The sequence below is a fragment of the Selenomonas sp. CM52 genome (genome assembly GCF_000292955.1).
In the GTDB taxonomy this organism is placed as follows: Bacteria; Bacillota; Negativicutes; order Selenomonadales; family Selenomonadaceae; genus Selenomonas.
Genome location: NZ_ALNM01000012.1, coordinates 151,472 through 168,316 on the forward strand (window position 1 = coordinate 151,472; position 16,845 = coordinate 168,316).

A 16,845-nucleotide genomic window follows, 5' to 3' on the forward strand; every position below is an offset into this window, starting at 1 on the left:
TTTTCAAGGGGAAACTTTGCGTCAATTTATTTTACAACTTCCCGATTCGTGCCGTTCAAATGATGCTGCTGTTTTGTTGCTCGTTGTCTGTGGTATAATAAGAAAAAAGAGAAGTACGCGAAGAAAGGAGCGGCAAAATGGAGCAGCGAATCAAATACAATCCGAAGGATTACGTCGACTATCTGGAAGAAAGCATGACGCTTTTCGCCGAAGCGATGCAGGCGGGAGACGTATTCCTCATGGAACACGCATGGCGACGCATGTACAACGACACGAAACAGGCGATGAAGGAAGGAATGCTGTCTCCCAAAGACCGCGATGATATACTTTTCTATTACGACGATTTGATTCCGAATGCTTGATATTCTATATAGAATGGCATACGAATCACTCGGACGATTCGGCGAAATGAGGGATTCATCATGGAAGCAGTCTATAAGTACAATCCGCAAGATTACGAAGAACTTCTTCGCGACTATATGGAAGAGTTTTATCGAGCGCATGAGGAAAAGAATGATATAGGAATGATTGTTGCGATGCACCATCTTTATTCTGAAACAAAATAGGCCATGAAGGAAGGCGATATTTCATCAGGCACACGGGAGGAAATGTTGACATATTTCGGAGGGTTGATAGATGGTTGATCTGACACATGCGAAGTGGCGTCCTAATCGTTATGGTGGCTCTGAAAAAAAGAGGACACTTCTTTTTGACGGAAAAATCTATATGGTTAAATTTCCCGAACCGCCACGTTCTAAGAAAACCTCTGTCAGCTATATAGGCAATCAGTTTTCGGAGCATATCGGCTGCCAAATATTTCAAGCTTTGCAGATTCCGGCACAAAATACATTCTTGGCAAAATATTGTGAGCCTGTGACTGGAAAAGAAAAAATCGTCGTTGTTTGCGAAGATTTTTGTCAGAATGGTAATCGTCTTTTAGAGTTCAGTAAGATTGGGCATCATGATACAGGAAGCGACAAAACATATACGACAACGATTGAAGATGTTTACGAAATTATCGAGCGCTTTGATTTTCCAGTAAATAAATTCGCTATAAAAAAACATTTTTGGAATATGTTTGTCGTTGATGCCTTGCTTGGCAATCCAGATCGCCATCTGGATAACTGGGGACTCTTGGAAGATTCAGCAGGTAGAATAAAGCCTGCGCCTGTATATGACTGTGGCTCATCGTTATCTCCATTATCATCGGACGAGCGAAAGGATTTACTACTTAAAGATGAAAATTTGATGAAGATAGAAGAGTATAACTTGTGCTCTGTCTATCGCCATCAAGGAAAGCGAATCTTCTACCATGAAATCTTGAAAACGCCTCCGGCTGACCTGCATCGGTCGATTTTGGAGATCGTCCCAAGAATCAAGTTCGCCGCGCCTCGCATCGATGCACTGATTGATGCGACGGAGGAAATGACCGATATTTCCAAAACTTACATGAAGAAATCCCTCGCCATGCGCCTGAATCAGATGCTGCTTCCGGCATTAAAGAAAGCGCAGGAGCGGCAGGCTAGCGAGGATGCGGAAAGTCGCGGTTTCAGCCGCTGAAACGACCGACAGGAGAAGAAAGGAGCCATCCGATGAGCCGCATATACACCTACAACGACTACCTGCGCGATCTCCTGAAGGATGCGCCCTGCATCCTTGCCTACGATACGGCTGCGGACTATCTGGGGCTTTCCAATGGGAGCAGCTTTCATGAAGCTGCCCATATCTATGTGCAGTCGCCCTTGCACATAGATGGAACAAGAGAGCATTTCGTACCTTCTTTTGATACAGTGGAACATGAAATGCGCAACGGACTTCTCTGTACGACCGTCAATCAAACCATCAACGATCTCCTGCGTGCTGACGGCGACAATCAGGTCATACAGGAAAGCTTGGCCGACGTATACTTTTCCAATGGAGAATCTTTTGATTCCTTACAGATTGAGGAAGAGCTTCTCCCGCGTTTTGAGAAGTACAAGATTTGGGCAATGGAATACTATGATGAAGCATGAAGCATGAATGAAAATGAAGCTCTTATGATGAAGGTTATGGCAGAACTTGCAATCGCCAAAGCGCCTATTATCTTCAAAGGCGCAATGAATCTGGCCTTGGCTCTTCAAGAATAGACGCCAATCCATAAGATTTTGTAAATTTTGTCGACTATAATTGACAAAATTTGATAATACGGATGTTCTGTTCATTATAGATAAACAAAAAAGCGACGCCTTTTCAATACCCGGCTGGCTGACGAAAGTCAACTGCAGGCGAGAGACGTCGCTTTTTATCTTCATATCATCTTTATAGAAACAACATCAAGCGAAATGCATCGAGCCGAGACCCCTTACTGCCAGACCTCTTCGGCGATCTCGCGGATCAGGCGCAGTTTTTTCCACTGATCGTCCTCCGTCAGGATATTGCCCTCTTCCGTCGAAGAGAAGCCGCACTGCGGGCTAAGGCAGAGCTGATCGAGCGGCACGAACTTTGCCGCCTCTTCGATGCGCTTCTTTATGTCGTCCTTGTTCTCAAGATCCGCCGTCTTGGACGTCACGAGGCCGAGCACGACGCGCTGATCCTTGATGTGCTTCAGGGGTTCGAAGCCGCCGGCACGGTCGGAATCGTATTCGAGGAAGAAGCCGTCGACATGGCAGCCGCCGAAGAGGATTTCGGCGACAGGCTCGTAACCGCCCGAGGAGAACCATGTTGAGCGGAAGTTGCCGCGGCAGATGTGCATCGTGATCGTCATGTCCGCAGGCTTCGCTTCCAGCACGCGATTGATCATCGTCACATAGGCGCGCTCGATCTTGTCGAGATCGAAACCGCGCGCCTCGTATGCCTTGCGCTTCTCGAGGTCGCAGAACTCGCCCCACGACGTATCGTCGAGCTGGAGATAGCGGCAACCTGCCTCGTAGAAGGCACGAACGGCCTTCTGATAAGCGAGCGCAATGTCCTCGAAAAGACGCGCTTCGTCCTCATAGCGCTCGATCGGCACATAGTCCGTCGCACGCACACAGCAGATGAGATGCAGCATGCTCGGCGAAGGGATCGTCATCTTCGCGAGCGTGTCGCCCGCAAGAGACTGCAGATAGCAGAAGTGCTCGATAAACGGATGATTGCCGAAATCCACCTTGTCCACGATCTTCACCGTCGCCGCCTTCGGCTGTGCTCCCTTGAACGTCACGGACCAATGCTCTGCTCCGACTTCTTCGATGCCCTCCAAGGCGGCGAGAAAGTCGAGATGCCAGTAGCGACGGCGGAATTCGCCGTCCGTCACCGCCTTGAGTCCGACTTCCTTCTCCTTCGCCACGAGATCGCGGATCGCCGCATCCTCAGCTTCTTTCAGCTCCTCTGCCGCAGCTTTTCCAGCAGCGAATGCCTCGCGCTTTTCTTTCAGCGCTTCAGGGCGTAGGAAACTGCCCACGATATCGTAACGGAACGGCGGTCGATTTTTTGCATTTGCCATAAGAAATCCTCCTTCTAATTTCCCAGTGATGTTTCCATCATAATACCTTTATTATAGAAAATCAATAGGATTTATATATTTAGCAACCTTCTCCTTATTCCTGTAAGAGCAAGTCCGCCCATTTTGCAAGGCGGTTTACCGCTTTTCTGCCCTTGCCGCTTCCTCCGCCGCGCGGCGGCCGATGACGCTGTGGGCGCGGCTGTAGCCGAAGTAGACGCAAAGACCGAAGAGAATCCAGAAGCCGAAGCGGTGCCAAGTGGCGAGCGGCAGATTTGCCATGAGGTAGCCGCACGAGAGGACGGCGAGCGGCGCGATGAGCCAGACGGCGGGGCATTTGAAATTGCGCTTGAGGTCAGGCTCGGTCTTTCGGAGCACCATGACGCCGATGGAGGCGATGAGGAAGGCGGAGAGCGTGCCGATGTTCGCCATCTCTGCAATCATGCCGATGGGGAAGACGCCCGCGATGACGGAGACGAAGATCGCGCCGAGGATCGTCACGCGGTACGGCGTATGAAAGCGGCGGTGGATCTTGCAGACGTTCGCCGGCACCATGCCATCGCGGCTCATCGCAAAGAAGATGCGCGACTGGCCGTAGAGGAGCACGAGCAGCACCGTCGTGATGCCGCAGATCGCGCCGACGGCTACAATAGCGGAGCCGACGTTGTAGCCGATGTGGCGCAGCGCGAAGGCGACAGGCTCCGCCGTGTCGAGCATCGAATACGGCACGACGCCCGTGAGGACGGCGGCGACGACGGCATAGAGCAGCGTACAGATAAAGAGCGATCCGATGATGCCAACGGGCAGATCCCTTGCGGCGTTGCGGCACTCTTCCGCCGTCGTCGCGACGGCATCGAAGCCGATGTAGGCGAAGAAGACGATGGCCGCGCCCGAGACGACGCCGCTATAGCCGAACGGCAAAAACGGCTCCCAATTCGTGGCGTCGACATGCGGTGCAGCGAGCACGAGGAAGAGGAAGATCGCAGCGAGCTTGACGAAGACAAGGATGCGGTTGAGCTTAACGCTCTCCTTCGTACCGCGCACGAGGAGAAACGACAAAAAGAGCGTGATGAGGACGGCGGGCAGGTTGAAGATGCCGCCTTCTGCTGGCGCGACGACGAGTTCATGCGGCAGCACGAGTCCCGCCGAGGCGAAGAGGCCGACAACGTAGCCCGACCAGCCGACGGCGACGGCGCTCGACGTCACCGTGTATTCGAGAATGAGATTCCAGCCGACGATGAAGGCGATGAACTCACCTAAGGACGCATAGGCGTAGGTGTAAGCACTTCCCGAAGCGGGCACGATGGAGGCAAACTCCGCGTAGGCGAGACCCGCGAGCGCACACGTGAGCCCCGAGAGGATGAACGAAAGCGGCACGGCAGGCCCTGCGTACTTGGCGGCAGCGACGCCCGTGAGCACGAAGATGCCCGTGCCGATGACAGCGCCGATGCCGAGCATCAGGAGGTCGACGGCGGCGAGGTTTTTGAGCATGCCCGAGGCCGCAGCCGCAGCCTGCAGCTCGTCGATGCTTTTCCTGCGAAAGAGATCCATGATATTTTTCTTCCCTTGCAAAGAATTTGAGCGCTGAAAAATTTATTCGCAGCACCCAGAAGTGGTATGGAAGATATTATACAGCGAAAAACGTCCGCTGTCACGAAAACTGGACAACAAAAACTCCCCAGACAATCAATCTGGGGAGCCGCATATCCGATATGATGTCGACTGCGATGGATTTCAGCGAAAGGTGACCTTGTTCTTGCCCGCCGTTCGCTTCGATTCGTAGAGAGCCGCATCGGCGCGCTGAAAGACGCTTTCCGGCGTATCGTGCGCACTTGAGAGCGTCACGCCGATGCTCAAGCCGACGGATCTTTTGTCGGGCATCAAGAGAGAGAGCGAAGATGCACCGCGATGGATTCGCTCGACCACGCGCTCAGCTGCTGCACGGTTGGCATGCGTCAGGATGACGAAGAACTCGTCTCCGCCCCAGCGCGACACGATGTCCACGCTGCGCACCGACGAGCGCAGGATGTCGGCGAGCGCCACGAGCGCCTCATCGCCCATGGCATGGCCAAAGGTATCGTTGATGCCCTTGAAGTCGTCCATGTCAAGCATCATGACGGCAAACGGAATATCCGAGGCGAGCGCATCGTGCAGGATGTCCTTGAAAGAGCGCTCCATAGCGCGACGGTTCATCAGACCCGTGAGGGCATCGCGCTCGGCGAGGACGACGAGCTTGCTGTGCGCCGACTCCCACTCTTTCGTCATGGCGTCAACGAAGTGTACGAGGTGGGCAATGATCGAAGTCTGCTCGCCGAACTGCGGCGACACAGGCTTGTAGATCGACGTTTCTTTCGGCTCGCCCTCGCGGAAGCCGACGCTGACCATCATGAGGTTCGTCTTCATGAACTTGCCCCTGCTGCGGAAAAACTCCGCGTAGGAATAGAATCCATGCGTGGGCACGGCACGCGAGATAGCAGCATATTCGTAAATATTATTCTTCTGCAGCATGACGTAATGCCCCATGCAGTTGACGATGAAGACGGCTTCGGGTGAGAATTCGCAAAGTTCCGCATGCGTCCTCTGCGCTTCGCTGATGATGGCGATGGGATCGCCCGACGCGATGCGCAGACGCTCTCCCTCTCGAAGGTCGGCGCTGACATAGACGCAGCCGTCAGCATGAATGTCCATGAGGCGGCGTGCCAGCGTCGCGCCGTTTCGCTTCAGGCACATGGGGAAGGTCTCGACGCTCGCAAGCGATTCCCAGCAATGGCGTATGCCGAGATAGTGGGAGAAGAATTCACTCGCGGGCTTTTCGTCGAGTTCGACGATCGTGCGCTCATCTGCCATGCGCGTAATCTGCACTTCAGGGCCGAAGGGCTTCCAGCCGAATGAAATCTGTGCCTTGGCGTGAAGCTCCTCGCCGACAAAGACGACGGCAAGAAAGCCGCGCGACATCCTGTGTCCCGCGAGATCGATGACAATGCGTCTCTCGTCCATCTGATCGGAAAGAAGGCCGCCGAAGAGCACGATCTCCTCATCCACATCCGAAAGGGCGTCCAGAAGATTCATGATGCCCGGCACCTGCGCCGCGAAGAACAGACCGACAGCCTTCGTCGCTTTTTCCTGCGAGATCGTCTGAACAAGTCCCTTCGCCGCAGCCGATATGTCGGACTGCTCATCGAACGCCAGGGGAATGACACGTGAAGAGGAGAAAAAAGTAAAGGTGACGACGGCGCTCGCCGCATCGGGCAAATCGTCCTCGCCGCTCCACATCTTGCCTTTGGCAAAGCCGCATTCCGCCGCAAGCCCCACGACTTTCGCCTGAGGGAAAATTTTCCTTGTCGCTCGTTTGAAATCCTCCATCGTATGAACGGAAAGTTCCGAGGCGAAAAGCGTCACGAGAAGATCGGAAATGTGCGCCATGGAGGCGACAACATCCTTTGCCTCCTGCAAACACAGAGCAAGATCCTCTTCCTTATAAAGTAAGAAGGAGAATTGCTTCAAGGCGTATCATTCCTTTCTTTTCGATAAAAATCAAAGAGCACTTTGTTCCAAAAATCACAGATGCTATATAGATTCAGCAAATTTGCGATATGAAATTACACAAGTATCATATAATTCCATAGACCTATTGTCAAGTATGCACGGGATAAACTGCACAATTTTTTTGTGCAAATGAAGCGGATTCCGTGTATAATAGAAAGAATCAACAAGTCAAGGAAAATCACCTTGTGAAAAGGAGTCAGCAGCGTGAGAATTGTCCGCTATGCGATCTTGTTCTGCGTGCTCGTCGCCCTCTTTACGGGTGCGATGCTCTATTACAGCAGCACGCACCGCGATGAAACGCAGTCAGTGCTCGCACTCCTCGAAGAGGAAACGCTTTCGCCTGAAGAAAGAGAGCAGGAAGCGGCGCAGCGCGAAGCACGCGAGGCAGAACGTCTTGCCGAAGAGGCGCGAAGAAAAGAGCGTGAGGCTCGCATCGAAAAGCTCAAGGAGGGCATGGAACGCGTAGACTCGGGAGCATATACGTGGTACAGGTATCCAGAGGAAAAGAAGCTCACAGGAGGTCTCTACGTCCAGCCGCTCCTCGGGCACAATCGGGACTCGACGTTTCGCTGCAACATCCTTTACTACTATTCGATGCACGAAAGCAGCATGCGCGGCTGGATCTTCGGCGACCATTTCGCCATCGAGGCGGACGGAGAGCGACGCACTTGGGAGATCGAGGAAAAGAAACGACGCGACCATCTCGACAAGGACGTCGAGTTTCTGACGGAACGCTCCCAGATCGCCTTGGGCGAAGAGGGGTCTTTTATCCTTCGCCGTGCGTCAAATGCCCGCACAGCGCGTTTCATCTACTGGTCGAAGGCGGAGGGAAAATCCATCAGCCATACGCTGACGAGCGAGGAGAAGCGACGCCTCAGGAACATGATCGCCCTATACGATTTGTGGCAAGAACCTTAATCTTTATGGTATACTATAGATATATAGTAATATGAGTATCTTTGGAAGACTCCATCCATTCGGTCTTCCTTTGGGAGGAATGCAGCATGAAGGACATCCGAAAGGTTCTGACGATCGCAGGCTCGGATCCGAGCGGCGGCGCAGGCATACAGGCGGACATCAAGACCATCACGGCACACAAGATGTACGCGATGAATATCTCGACGGCACTCACTGTACAGAATACGACGGGAATCCGCGATACCTTCGTCATTCCTCCAGACTTCATCGCGGCGCAGCTTGACGCCCTCTACGATGACATCCGTCCCGACGCCGTCAAGGTCGGCATGGTGGCAAACGACGCAATCGTGCGTACGATCGCCGATAAACTGAGGGAAAAGGACGCGAAGAACATCGTGCTCGATCCCGTCATCGCCTCGACGAGCGGCTGCGATCTGATCACGAGCGACACGCTCTTCGCGATGGTCGACGAGCTTCTGCCGCTCGTCGACATCGTCACGCCGAATTTGCCCGAGGCTGCAGCCATCACGGGCGTCGCCATCACCGACGAAGATTCCATGCTCAAGGCCGCCAAAGTCCTGACCGAGAGGTTTCCGATCGCCGTGCTCATCAAGGGCGGCCACCTCGTAGAGAGCGCCGACGATCTGCTCTATGCAGACGGCAAGGCGCGTTGGTACAAGCAGACGCGCATCGACAACGAGAATACGCATGGCACGGGCTGTGCGCTCTCGACTGCAATCGCCTGCGGCCTTGCAGAGGGAAAACCCCTGACCATCGCCGTTGAGGACGCCAAGGCGTACATCACGGGCGCCATCCGCGCAGGACTCGATATTGGCAAAGGGCGCGGTCCTTTGCTTCACATGTGGGAGTATATGTAAGGAAGCGCTGAATCTTTTCATTCTTCCGAAAGGAGACGTTTATGGCAGAGCCAAGGGTCGGGCACATCCATTTTCTCAATATCCTGCCTCTCACCTGGAGCTTCGCGCACGGTGGAAATCGAGGGCTGCACCTCGTGCCGGGCGTGCCAGCGGAACTGAACCGCGAACTTCTGGCGGGCAGACTCGATGTGAGCGGCATATCATCCATCATCTATGCACAGGGCGACGAAAGCCTTGTGATCCTGCCCGACATCTGCGTGCGCACGGACAAGGAGGTCACGAGCATCCTCCTCGTGACGAAAAAGCCTCTGGAAGAAATCAAGGATGACCGCATCATCCTCACGGCGAAATCCGCGACGAGCCACTGCCTCTTGAAGATCATCCTCAAGGAAGGATACGACGCAAGCCCCAACTACTATGTGCACCACATCGTGCCGCAGAATCCTGTGCCCGACGACGCGGCAGGCTCGCTCTTCATCGGCGACGATGCACTCTGGCTCTACCACCACCGCCGCGAAGACCTCCACTACTACGATCTCGGCGCCGAGTGGCACAAGCTCACGGGACTCGGCATGGTCTATTCTCTTTGGACAGCGAACCGCACCTTCGCGAGGGAATCGCCCGAAAAGCTGCAGCTCGTCTACGAGCGTCTCGTCCGAGGCATGGCGGAAGGAGTCGCGAACAAGTACGCAACGATCGAATCCGTGCGTGAAGAGAAGGACTTCACCTTCCAGCAGCTTGAAGAATACCTGCAGGTCATCCGTTGGGATTTGAAGGACGAGCATCTTGAAGGTCTGGAATTGTTCTATCGAAAGGCGCATGAATGGAACCTCATCAACCATGTGCCAAAGCTCTGCTTCGCCGATGTAAAGAGAATATAAACTACGCGCACTTAATGAAAGTTACCCAATCAGTTTGCGCCCTTCGGGCTTGACTTCTTGGACTTTCATAGTAAAATCACATACATGGGAAAAGGCTGTGCATAAGTCTATGGCTTCGACTTTTGCACAGCCTTTTCCTTTTTTGTAGATTACATCACTTCGGCTTGTTGACGATCTCGTCGATCTTCCAGACCGAACCGTGTCTGGTGAGAACGGCTCTGCCGTTGAAATAGCGCGTGCCGCCGGGGTTGTCGACTGCACGCAGCGTATAGGTCACGGCGACACGATCCTGCGTGGCGCTCTGCACTTCGACGTTGAGCGGCGTGCTGCTGACCGTCGTATTGAAGCCCGGCGCCCATCCCTCGTAGGTCATTTGCGACTGCATCTCAGAACCCAATGTATTGTAAGCGGCGCGCAGATTGCGATTCGTGATATTGCGATGAAAGTTTTCGAATGTCCGAACAGCATCCTGAGAACCAGAGGACGCGGGCGCAGGATTCGGAGCGGCCGGCGTCTGTGCCTTCGTCTTGGCAGAAGAAGAATTCGACAGGGCGCCCTTCTTCGCCTTGGACAATGCCTGATCGTTCGCGGAAGAGCCGAGTGCATCCTGCAGCTGATTGATAGAAGACTTGGCGGCCGTTGCAGATACGATGTCCTGATCCTTCAGCGCAGGCAGATTCGTGACGGAATAGAGAGAAAATCCGCCAATGCCCAGAAGCGCGAGGAGGGCGATGAGTCCCAATCCGAAGACACTAAATTGAAGCGCCGATCCCTTGCGGCAGAAAAAGCCGCCGATCAAGCAGCCCAAGAAAACAAGCGTGAGTACGACAGCGATGCCAATCGTGATGTAGATATGCGTCATATTCCAGATGCGAAACGTCGCCTGTATGGACTTGTCGCCTCCATTCATCAAGGCAGAAGCGAGATCCCAGACCAAGGTCGTACCGCCGTCCGTTACCTTGTCTGCGTTGTGACTCTCCGCCGCATAGGGAAGCGACAGGGAAACGTCGGCACGCACGGAAGAGAGCATCGCCTGCATCATGGCGCGCTCATCCTGATCCATATTTGCCTGCGTGTCCTTCTTTCCTTCAAAGAGCACATCGACCGCATAGGTGTCGTAGAGCCAGCCCTTCTTTTGCTGCACGCCCTTCGCCTTGCCCTCGACGGTCTTGAACATATTGCCGTCGGCCTTCGCCATCTCGTCGATCGTCTTGTAATGCGTCGTTTCCTCGATCCCAGACATATTGCCGTCCTGAACGTCCTTGAGCGAAGCGTTCGGATGATTCTTCTTTGCCGATTCACGCGCCTCTTGGATCTGCTCCGCAAGAAGAGGCACGCCGACCATCGTGTTTTTTATATCCACACTGCCATCCTTGTGGATGGCGGTATCGCTGCTGATGCGAAAGCAGCCGCTCGCCATGACGGAGATGACGAGGAAAAGAAGAATGAAAAATTTCTTTTTGTGAAACATGACGCGCCTCCTTTATATTGACGAAATATCCTAAATCTTTGTATTCGTCACAAAAGGAAAAAATCCTATCGTCTCCTGCGCCAAATCGTATAGAAGAGGACGGCGAGGACGAGGACGGCAGGGCAGAGGAGGCCGTAGAGCGCCGCATAGCCGAAGCGGGCGGCGACGAGTCCCAAGGTCGCGGCAGAAAGGCCGACGCTGATGTCGAGCGCCCAGAAGTAGGTCGCCGTCGCAAGTCCCGCGCGCTCGGGCGCGACGCTCGCGACGGCGAGCGTCTGCAAGGCGGGGCTTGCAGCGCCGAAGCCCGCGCCTAAAATCGCGGCGGAAGCGAGAAAGGCCGCAGACGACTCGGCTGCGGCAAAGCACAGGAAACCGAGGAAGAAGAGGAGAAGTCCCGGATAAACCGTATAGTCGGCACCGCGCTGATCGAAGATGCGGCCGATGAAGGGGCGCGTCACGACGATGATGAGCGCGAATATGGCAAAGAAGGCGCTGACGTCCTCTTCCATGCCGAGCGTGCGCGCATAGAGCGGGATGAAGGTCAGGACGCCGCCGTAAGCGAAGAACATGAGTCCGCCAATGAGAGCCGCAGGAAGCGCCTGCCGCTCGACGAGGGAGAATCCCCGGCCTTTTTTCTCTTTTGGCACAACGATCTCATCGGGAAGCTTCCTGCGGTTTGCGAGCCAGAGCGTGAAAAGGGCGCTCCCCGCAAGGAAGACGAAGAGTGCCATCATGCCGAAGGAGCGTATGATGAGGAGGCCTGTAAGAGGCCCGACGACCATCGCGAGATTCGTCGAGAGCGCGAAGTAGCCGATGCCCGTTCCCTTCTTCGCCGCGGGAAGGACGAGCGCCGCCAAGGTGGCCGCCGCCGTCGTGCCGAGCGCAAATTCGATGCCCTGCAGAAGCCGCAGCGTGTAGATCGCTTCTTCCGTATGCGCGAAGCAGAAGGCGAGCATGATGGCGAAGAAGGCGAGCGTCGCGCCAAGGAGCAGTCTGCCCTTGTGCAGGCTGTCGATGAGCCGGCCGGCAAACGGGCGTGAGGAGACGGCGCCGATCTGGAAGAAGGTCATGGCAAGCCCCGCTTCCAGCTCGCCTCCCTTCATCTCGTTCATGATGTAGATGGGCAGTCCGACGATGAGGATGTACTGCGCCATGAGGTGAAAAAAGTTCGTGGCGCTCATGCCGATGAATTCCGCCGTCCAGAGCGTTTCCACATTCCTTGCTTTTTCTTCGTTCAATATCTTGCCTTCTTCATTGTTTCAAGATGTTTAGAAAACACGAATACACCCAGAAGCGCCGTCTGCCCAATGTACTTTTTCTTACAAATAGCTCCACGCGAGCACCATGAGCACGCCGGGGACGCCGAAGATTCCTGCAGCGAGCGACGTGAAGATGTTGATCGTCACATGAAAGCCCAGAAGTTTGACGATGGAGAGCAGCACCGCGCCGACAACGCTGTTGACGATGAATTTCTTCAAAAGGCGCAAGGGCAAGTCTAGGAGCTTCGCCGCAATAGAAAGAAGCAGAATGCCGACGGCGAGCGACGCGATGATTTCGAGCATATTAGATTTCCTTTCTGTTTTCGAGCGCCTTGGCGAGCGTGACTTCGTCAGCGTATTCGAGATCGCCGCCGATGGGCAGGCCGTGCGCGATGCGCGTGACCTTGAGTCCTGCGGGCTTCAAAAGCCGCGCGAGGTACATCGCCGTGGCCTCGCCCTCGACCGTGGGATTCGTCGCCATAATGATCTCCTGCACCTCAGCGCCCGCCTCTCCTTCCAGCCGATGCAGAAGCTCCTTCACGCGAAGGTTCTCAGGGCCTACGCCCGAGAGCGGCGAAAGCGAGCCGTGCAGCACATGGTAAAGACCCTTGTAGTCCTTCATGCGCTCGACGGCGGCGACATCCTGCGGCTGCTCGACGACGCAGATCTTCGAGCGGTCGCGCTTTTCCGATGCGCAGATCGCACAAGGATCCTGGTCTGAGAGGTTGCAGCAGACGCTGCAAAAGCCGATCTTCTCCCGCGCTTCGACGATCGCCTCAGCGAGCGCCCGCGCCTTCGCTGCATCCATGTCGAGGACATGATAAGCAAGACGCACTGCCGTCTTGGAGCCAATGCCCGGCAGTGCGCGAAAGTGTTCAATGAGTTTTGCCAGCGGTGCGATGTACTGCATCTCAGAACATGCCCGGAGGAAGACCGAGGCCGCCCGTGAGCTTGCCCATCTCGCCCGCCATCATGTCGTCGACCTTCTTGACCGACTCGTTGAAGGCGGCCGAGAGGAGATCCTGCAGCATCTCGACATCCTCGGGATCGACGGCGGCGGGATCGATATGAAGCGACTGCACTTCCTTCTCGCCATTCATGACGATCTTGACGGCGCCGCCGCCCGCCGACACCTCGACGGTCTTCTTCTTCAGCTCCTCCTGCATCTTCTTCATGTCATTTTGAAGCTTCTGCACCTTCTTCATCATGCCCTGCATATTGCCCATGTTTCCCATTCCACCAAACATTGCGTTTCTCCTTTCAAAAGCAGGCGCTTCGCCTGCGCTTTTCCTTCGATTATAGCCGCAAAGCGGCTCTTAGGTCAACTGTTTTCCTCCGGCGGCGGCGCATCGCCATCATCCGGCGGCGGCACGTCATCTGGCACCGGCGCATCATCGAGCGGCGGCGCGTCCTCGCCTTCTGCCGTCTCGGCCACGGACTTGGCGACTGCCTTGCCGCTCGCGGCGAGGGCGGCGATGCGCTGCTCTTCGGGCAGGTCGACGAGATGTCCGCCGAGGAGCGAAACGGCATTTTGCAGACGACTTCGCTCTTCGGGCGAAAGCTCGTTCTCGTCGATCTCCAGAGGTTTCGGCGAAAGCCCTCGCGGCTCGATCTCATCAAGCGCCGCCAACGGCGGCTTTTTCTTCGGCGCAGGAGGTGGTGCGGCAGGCGGCGAGTCTTGCGCTTCGCACGAGATTGCAAGCGGTGTGCCTGCGATCTCGGCGAGCAATTCTTCGATGATCTTTCGGTAGTCGTCGCGCATTGTGCGCCGCGCGAGCAAAGGACTTGAAAAATGCAGGCGAAACGTGCCCGCGCCGCTTCCTGCGAAAGAGGCACCCTTGAGACACGCAAGAACGGAGATGCGCTGCTTCTCCTGCAGGCGGGAGAGAAGTTCGGCGTAGATCTTCTCGCCCTCGGGATTCGGCGTGGCCTGTGCGGCAGGAGCGGAAGAGGCAAGCGGTGCGCTATTGCGTGCCGGCGTGCCGGAAGAAGCCGCTTCGTTCGTGCGACTTGCCGCCCGTGCTCTCGCAGTTGGAAGAGGAGATGCTGCAGGCGCGGCTGTTCTCGCAGGCTGCGCCGAAAGCTGCGCCTTGAGGGCGGCAAGCTCCGCCTCAAGGCGGGCGACGCGCGCCGCTTCAGCGGGGGAGGACGCTGCGGGGCGGGTTGGTGCTGGTGCACCTTCTGCGCCATCTTCCACATTCTCACGGCAGAGCGAAAGCAACGCGACCTCAAGCGTGATGCGCGGCTGCGGCGTCCAGCGAAGCTCCGCCATCGCTTCGTGCAGACGCGCGATCATCGCCATGATCTGCGCCTGCGTGAAAAGCGCTTTCTGCTCTTCGAGCGCAGCTCCGGTGTCGTCCGCGAGATTGAGCGCTGCAAGAGCGCCCGCCGCCTCGTAGATCATGAGGCTGCGCAGATGAAGCGTCAATTCCGCCAAAAGCTGCATCGGATCTTTGCCGAGCGCGAGAAGCTCCGCGATCGTTTCCAAGACCTCGCCCTTCGCGCGCTCGCCGATCGACTTCGTCAGGCGATAGATCGGCTCATGTCCGATGAGGCCGAGATTCTCCTCGACACATGCCGCCGTCAATGTATCGCCGTCCAAGCTCGCGCACTGGTCAAGCAGCGACAGCGCGTCCCTCATGCCGCCGTCCGCCTGCCGCGCGATGAGGCGAAGCGCTTCCTTCTCGCACGGAATCTTCATCTCCTGTGCCACATAGGCGAGCCTCGCTTCGATCTCCTCGACCGTGATGCGCCGAAAGTCGAAGCGCTGGCAGCGCGACTGGATCGTTGCCGGCACCTTGTGCGGCTCTGTCGTCGCGAGGATGAAGACGACATGGGCGGGCGGCTCTTCGAGCGTCTTCAAAAGCGCATTGAATGCCTCCGTCGTCAGCATGTGCACTTCGTCGATGATGTAGACCTTGTAGCGCCCTTCGGCGGGCGTGAACTTCACCTTCTCGCGCAAGTCGCGCATCTCGTCGATGCCGCGGTTCGACGCCGCGTCAATCTCGAAGACGTCGAGCGCCGTGCCGTCGGCGATCTTCGTGCAATTTTTGCAGACGCCGCAAGGCTCGGGCGTCGGCCCCTTCTCACAATTCAGCGACTTCGCGAGGATCTTCGCCGTGCTCGTCTTTCCCGTGCCGCGCGGGCCGGAAAAGAGATAGGCATGGGCGATGCGTCCTGCGGAAATCGCATGGGAAAGCGTCCTCGATACGGCCGTCTGCCCCACGAGATCCTTGAAACTTCCCGGCCGCCATTGGCGGTAGAGCGCGATGTACGCCATATCTTCCCTCCTTGAACGCATAGAAAACTGCAAACGAATCCATAGAAAAAAGCTGCCGCACCAAGCCGAAACTCCGCACAGCAGCAAATACTCCTTTTCCACTTCGGGGCGCGACTCCCAGGCGCCCTCGCGGCACATGAAGCGGTTCGCTTACCGCTGCTTCCTTCCGGACCTGACGGGGTTCACGAGACTCCATTGCGCAAGACCAAGGCGCCGCGCTCCGAACTGGAAAAGGCTTCTCAAAAGAGCAGCATAGAAAACGCCCATTGCGTTCTTTGATTGTAGCATAGACAGGCAGAAGCCGTCAACCGCTGTTCATATCCGATTGGCCCTGCGTCCTTACAAAAACCTAGCCAATCAGCCTGTGCCCTTTGGGCTTGACCTCTTGGGGTTTCACGAGTAGAATATGAAGTATAAAGGTGGCTGGTCAAAATGAATAAAGCGGATTTTGATGAGATGGATCCGGAGACTCAGGAAATCCTCGACAGGCTCTCCCCTGCGCCCGAAAAGCTGCAGGAAGAGGGCTGGGATAGTCGTGCCCAACAACAGATGATGTTGGAAGAAAACGGACACAACGCATGAGTCTGACGGATGAGACGCGGCAAAAACTGCAGAAGCAGATCGACGCCCTCAAGAAGCGCATGCTCTATGATGCGAACGATCTCGACTATGAGACGCATCTTTTTCTGGTTCGTACCCTGCAAAAGGTGCTTGACCGGAAAAAATTCAAGCCTTGAGGCTCTCTTGAAGTCTGTCTTTTACAGTTTTTGCTTATGCAAGGGATGCGCATTGATATTTCAGCGCTCCCTAGAAAAGAAGAGAGAATCATGAATTTTATTCCTTCCCGAAAAAAAATCATTGCTGCACTCATGATGGGAGCTTTTGCCGGCGGCATGGCTCCTATCTTTGTTGCGGGCGCAAACACAGCATATATTTCCACTGCCTCCGTCGCACACGCAGCGTCTTGCCCTACGCCGACGAAGCGCTATCAGGAGGCGGCACGAGACGACAATGGGGACAAGGCGGCAGACGCGACAGAAAGCGTGAGCGACAATATCTTCAAGGCAGCTTGGAGAATCGCCCTGCTCGTCGCCGCCGTTTTCCTTGCACGAATCGGCTGGAAGCATTTCCACAAGAAGAAAAACGCATAGAGGA

Annotated in this window: 19 protein-coding genes and 1 other RNA gene; 10 read left to right on the top strand and 10 right to left on the bottom strand. The window is 55.6% G+C overall.

All coding sequences use genetic code 11. From position 1 onward, the window contains the following. Positions 1 to 137: 137 nt before the first annotated feature. The 4 genes from HMPREF1153_RS02585 to HMPREF1153_RS02600 all read left to right on the top strand — a co-directional run bounded on the left by HMPREF1153_RS02585 (position 138) and on the right by HMPREF1153_RS02600 (position 2,012). Positions 138 to 362 carry a hypothetical protein gene (locus tag HMPREF1153_RS02585; protein WP_009645308.1) on the top strand — a complete coding sequence of 75 codons (225 nt, stop codon included), beginning with the start codon at positions 138 to 140 and terminating at the stop codon, positions 360 to 362. A 60-nt stretch (positions 363 to 422) separates the two neighbouring features. Further along, entirely contained in the window at positions 423 to 566 is a 144-nt protein-coding gene (locus HMPREF1153_RS12990; protein ID WP_009645336.1) for a hypothetical protein, read from the top strand. A 70-nt stretch (positions 567 to 636) separates the two neighbouring features. Beyond that, positions 637 to 1,560, top strand: a complete 924-nt coding sequence (locus HMPREF1153_RS02595; protein ID WP_009645328.1) for a HipA domain-containing protein — start codon at positions 637 to 639, stop codon at positions 1,558 to 1,560. 32 nt (positions 1,561 to 1,592) lie between these two features. After that, complete coding sequence (locus HMPREF1153_RS02600) at positions 1,593 to 2,012, top strand: hypothetical protein (protein WP_009645341.1); 420 nt, start codon at positions 1,593 to 1,595, stop codon at positions 2,010 to 2,012. Positions 2,013 to 2,341: 329 nt separating this feature from the next. Here HMPREF1153_RS02600 and HMPREF1153_RS02605 read toward each other — a convergent pair whose 3' ends face one another. The 3 genes from HMPREF1153_RS02605 to HMPREF1153_RS02615 all read right to left on the bottom strand — a co-directional run bounded on the left by HMPREF1153_RS02605 (position 2,342) and on the right by HMPREF1153_RS02615 (position 6,910). Further along, positions 2,342 to 3,460, bottom strand: coding sequence for a 5-methyltetrahydropteroyltriglutamate--homocysteine S-methyltransferase (locus HMPREF1153_RS02605; RefSeq protein WP_009645284.1), 1,119 nt, complete (start codon positions 3,458 to 3,460; stop codon positions 2,342 to 2,344). Between the two features lie 135 nt (positions 3,461 to 3,595). Then, positions 3,596 to 5,008 (bottom strand): amino acid permease, encoded by a 1,413-nt coding sequence (locus HMPREF1153_RS02610; RefSeq protein ID WP_009645363.1) that lies wholly within the window; start codon positions 5,006 to 5,008, stop codon positions 3,596 to 3,598. A 183-nt stretch (positions 5,009 to 5,191) separates the two neighbouring features. Then, on the bottom strand, positions 5,192 to 6,910 hold the full coding sequence (locus HMPREF1153_RS02615) for a sensor domain-containing diguanylate cyclase (RefSeq protein ID WP_232208168.1): 1,719 nt from the start codon (positions 6,908 to 6,910) through the stop codon (positions 5,192 to 5,194). Between the two features lie 297 nt (positions 6,911 to 7,207). Between HMPREF1153_RS02615 and HMPREF1153_RS02620 the strand changes: the two genes are divergently transcribed. The 3 genes from HMPREF1153_RS02620 to HMPREF1153_RS02630 all read left to right on the top strand — a co-directional run bounded on the left by HMPREF1153_RS02620 (position 7,208) and on the right by HMPREF1153_RS02630 (position 9,680). Next, complete coding sequence (locus tag HMPREF1153_RS02620; RefSeq protein WP_009645344.1) at positions 7,208 to 7,921, top strand: hypothetical protein; 714 nt, start codon at positions 7,208 to 7,210, stop codon at positions 7,919 to 7,921. An 86-nt stretch (positions 7,922 to 8,007) separates the two neighbouring features. After that, positions 8,008 to 8,799: a bifunctional hydroxymethylpyrimidine kinase/phosphomethylpyrimidine kinase gene (gene thiD / locus HMPREF1153_RS02625; protein ID WP_037369555.1), complete on the top strand. Its 792-nt coding sequence runs from the start codon at positions 8,008 to 8,010 to the stop codon at positions 8,797 to 8,799. A 41-nt stretch (positions 8,800 to 8,840) separates the two neighbouring features. Next, on the top strand, positions 8,841 to 9,680 hold the full coding sequence (locus HMPREF1153_RS02630; protein WP_009645386.1) for a menaquinone biosynthesis protein: 840 nt from the start codon (positions 8,841 to 8,843) through the stop codon (positions 9,678 to 9,680). Positions 9,681 to 9,834: 154 nt separating this feature from the next. Here the strand turns inward: HMPREF1153_RS02630 and HMPREF1153_RS02635 are convergent, their stop codons facing one another. From HMPREF1153_RS02635 to ffs, 7 genes are all read right to left on the bottom strand, one after another. After that, positions 9,835 to 11,151, bottom strand: a complete 1,317-nt coding sequence (locus tag HMPREF1153_RS02635; RefSeq protein ID WP_009645366.1) for a hypothetical protein — start codon at positions 11,149 to 11,151, stop codon at positions 9,835 to 9,837. A gap of 65 nt (positions 11,152 to 11,216) precedes the next feature. Continuing rightward, positions 11,217 to 12,389 (bottom strand): MFS transporter, encoded by a 1,173-nt coding sequence (locus tag HMPREF1153_RS02640; RefSeq protein ID WP_009645352.1) that lies wholly within the window; start codon positions 12,387 to 12,389, stop codon positions 11,217 to 11,219. Between the two features lie 81 nt (positions 12,390 to 12,470). Further along, positions 12,471 to 12,713: a pro-sigmaK processing inhibitor BofA family protein gene (locus tag HMPREF1153_RS02645; protein WP_006192648.1), complete on the bottom strand. Its 243-nt coding sequence runs from the start codon at positions 12,711 to 12,713 to the stop codon at positions 12,471 to 12,473. Position 12,714: 1 nt separating this feature from the next. Next, positions 12,715 to 13,320: a recombination mediator RecR gene (gene recR, locus HMPREF1153_RS02650; protein ID WP_006192647.1), complete on the bottom strand. Its 606-nt coding sequence runs from the start codon at positions 13,318 to 13,320 to the stop codon at positions 12,715 to 12,717. A gap of 1 nt (position 13,321) precedes the next feature. Continuing rightward, the gene (locus HMPREF1153_RS02655; protein WP_006192646.1) at positions 13,322 to 13,657 is read right to left on the bottom strand and encodes a YbaB/EbfC family nucleoid-associated protein; all 336 of its coding nucleotides are present in this window, start codon (positions 13,655 to 13,657) and stop codon (positions 13,322 to 13,324) included. A gap of 74 nt (positions 13,658 to 13,731) precedes the next feature. After that, positions 13,732 to 15,690, bottom strand: a complete 1,959-nt coding sequence (dnaX, locus tag HMPREF1153_RS02660) for a DNA polymerase III subunit gamma/tau (RefSeq protein WP_037369557.1) — start codon at positions 15,688 to 15,690, stop codon at positions 13,732 to 13,734. Positions 15,691 to 15,775: 85 nt separating this feature from the next. Then, positions 15,776 to 15,980: signal recognition particle sRNA large type (ffs, locus tag HMPREF1153_RS12235), an RNA gene on the bottom strand. Positions 15,981 to 16,122: 142 nt separating this feature from the next. Between ffs and HMPREF1153_RS12875 the strand changes: the two genes are divergently transcribed. The 3 genes from HMPREF1153_RS12875 (at position 16,123) to HMPREF1153_RS02670 (ending at position 16,841) form a co-directional block, all read left to right on the top strand. After that, positions 16,123 to 16,272, top strand: a complete 150-nt coding sequence (locus HMPREF1153_RS12875; protein ID WP_009645340.1) for a hypothetical protein — start codon at positions 16,123 to 16,125, stop codon at positions 16,270 to 16,272. Further along, complete coding sequence (locus tag HMPREF1153_RS02665) at positions 16,269 to 16,427, top strand: hypothetical protein (RefSeq protein ID WP_009645410.1); 159 nt, start codon at positions 16,269 to 16,271, stop codon at positions 16,425 to 16,427. The genes HMPREF1153_RS12875 and HMPREF1153_RS02665 overlap by 4 nt, the downstream gene beginning before the upstream one ends. A 90-nt stretch (positions 16,428 to 16,517) precedes the next feature. Beyond that, positions 16,518 to 16,841 carry a hypothetical protein gene (locus HMPREF1153_RS02670; RefSeq protein ID WP_009645289.1) on the top strand — a complete coding sequence of 108 codons (324 nt, stop codon included), beginning with the start codon at positions 16,518 to 16,520 and terminating at the stop codon, positions 16,839 to 16,841. The last annotated feature ends 4 nt before the right edge of the window (positions 16,842 to 16,845 follow it).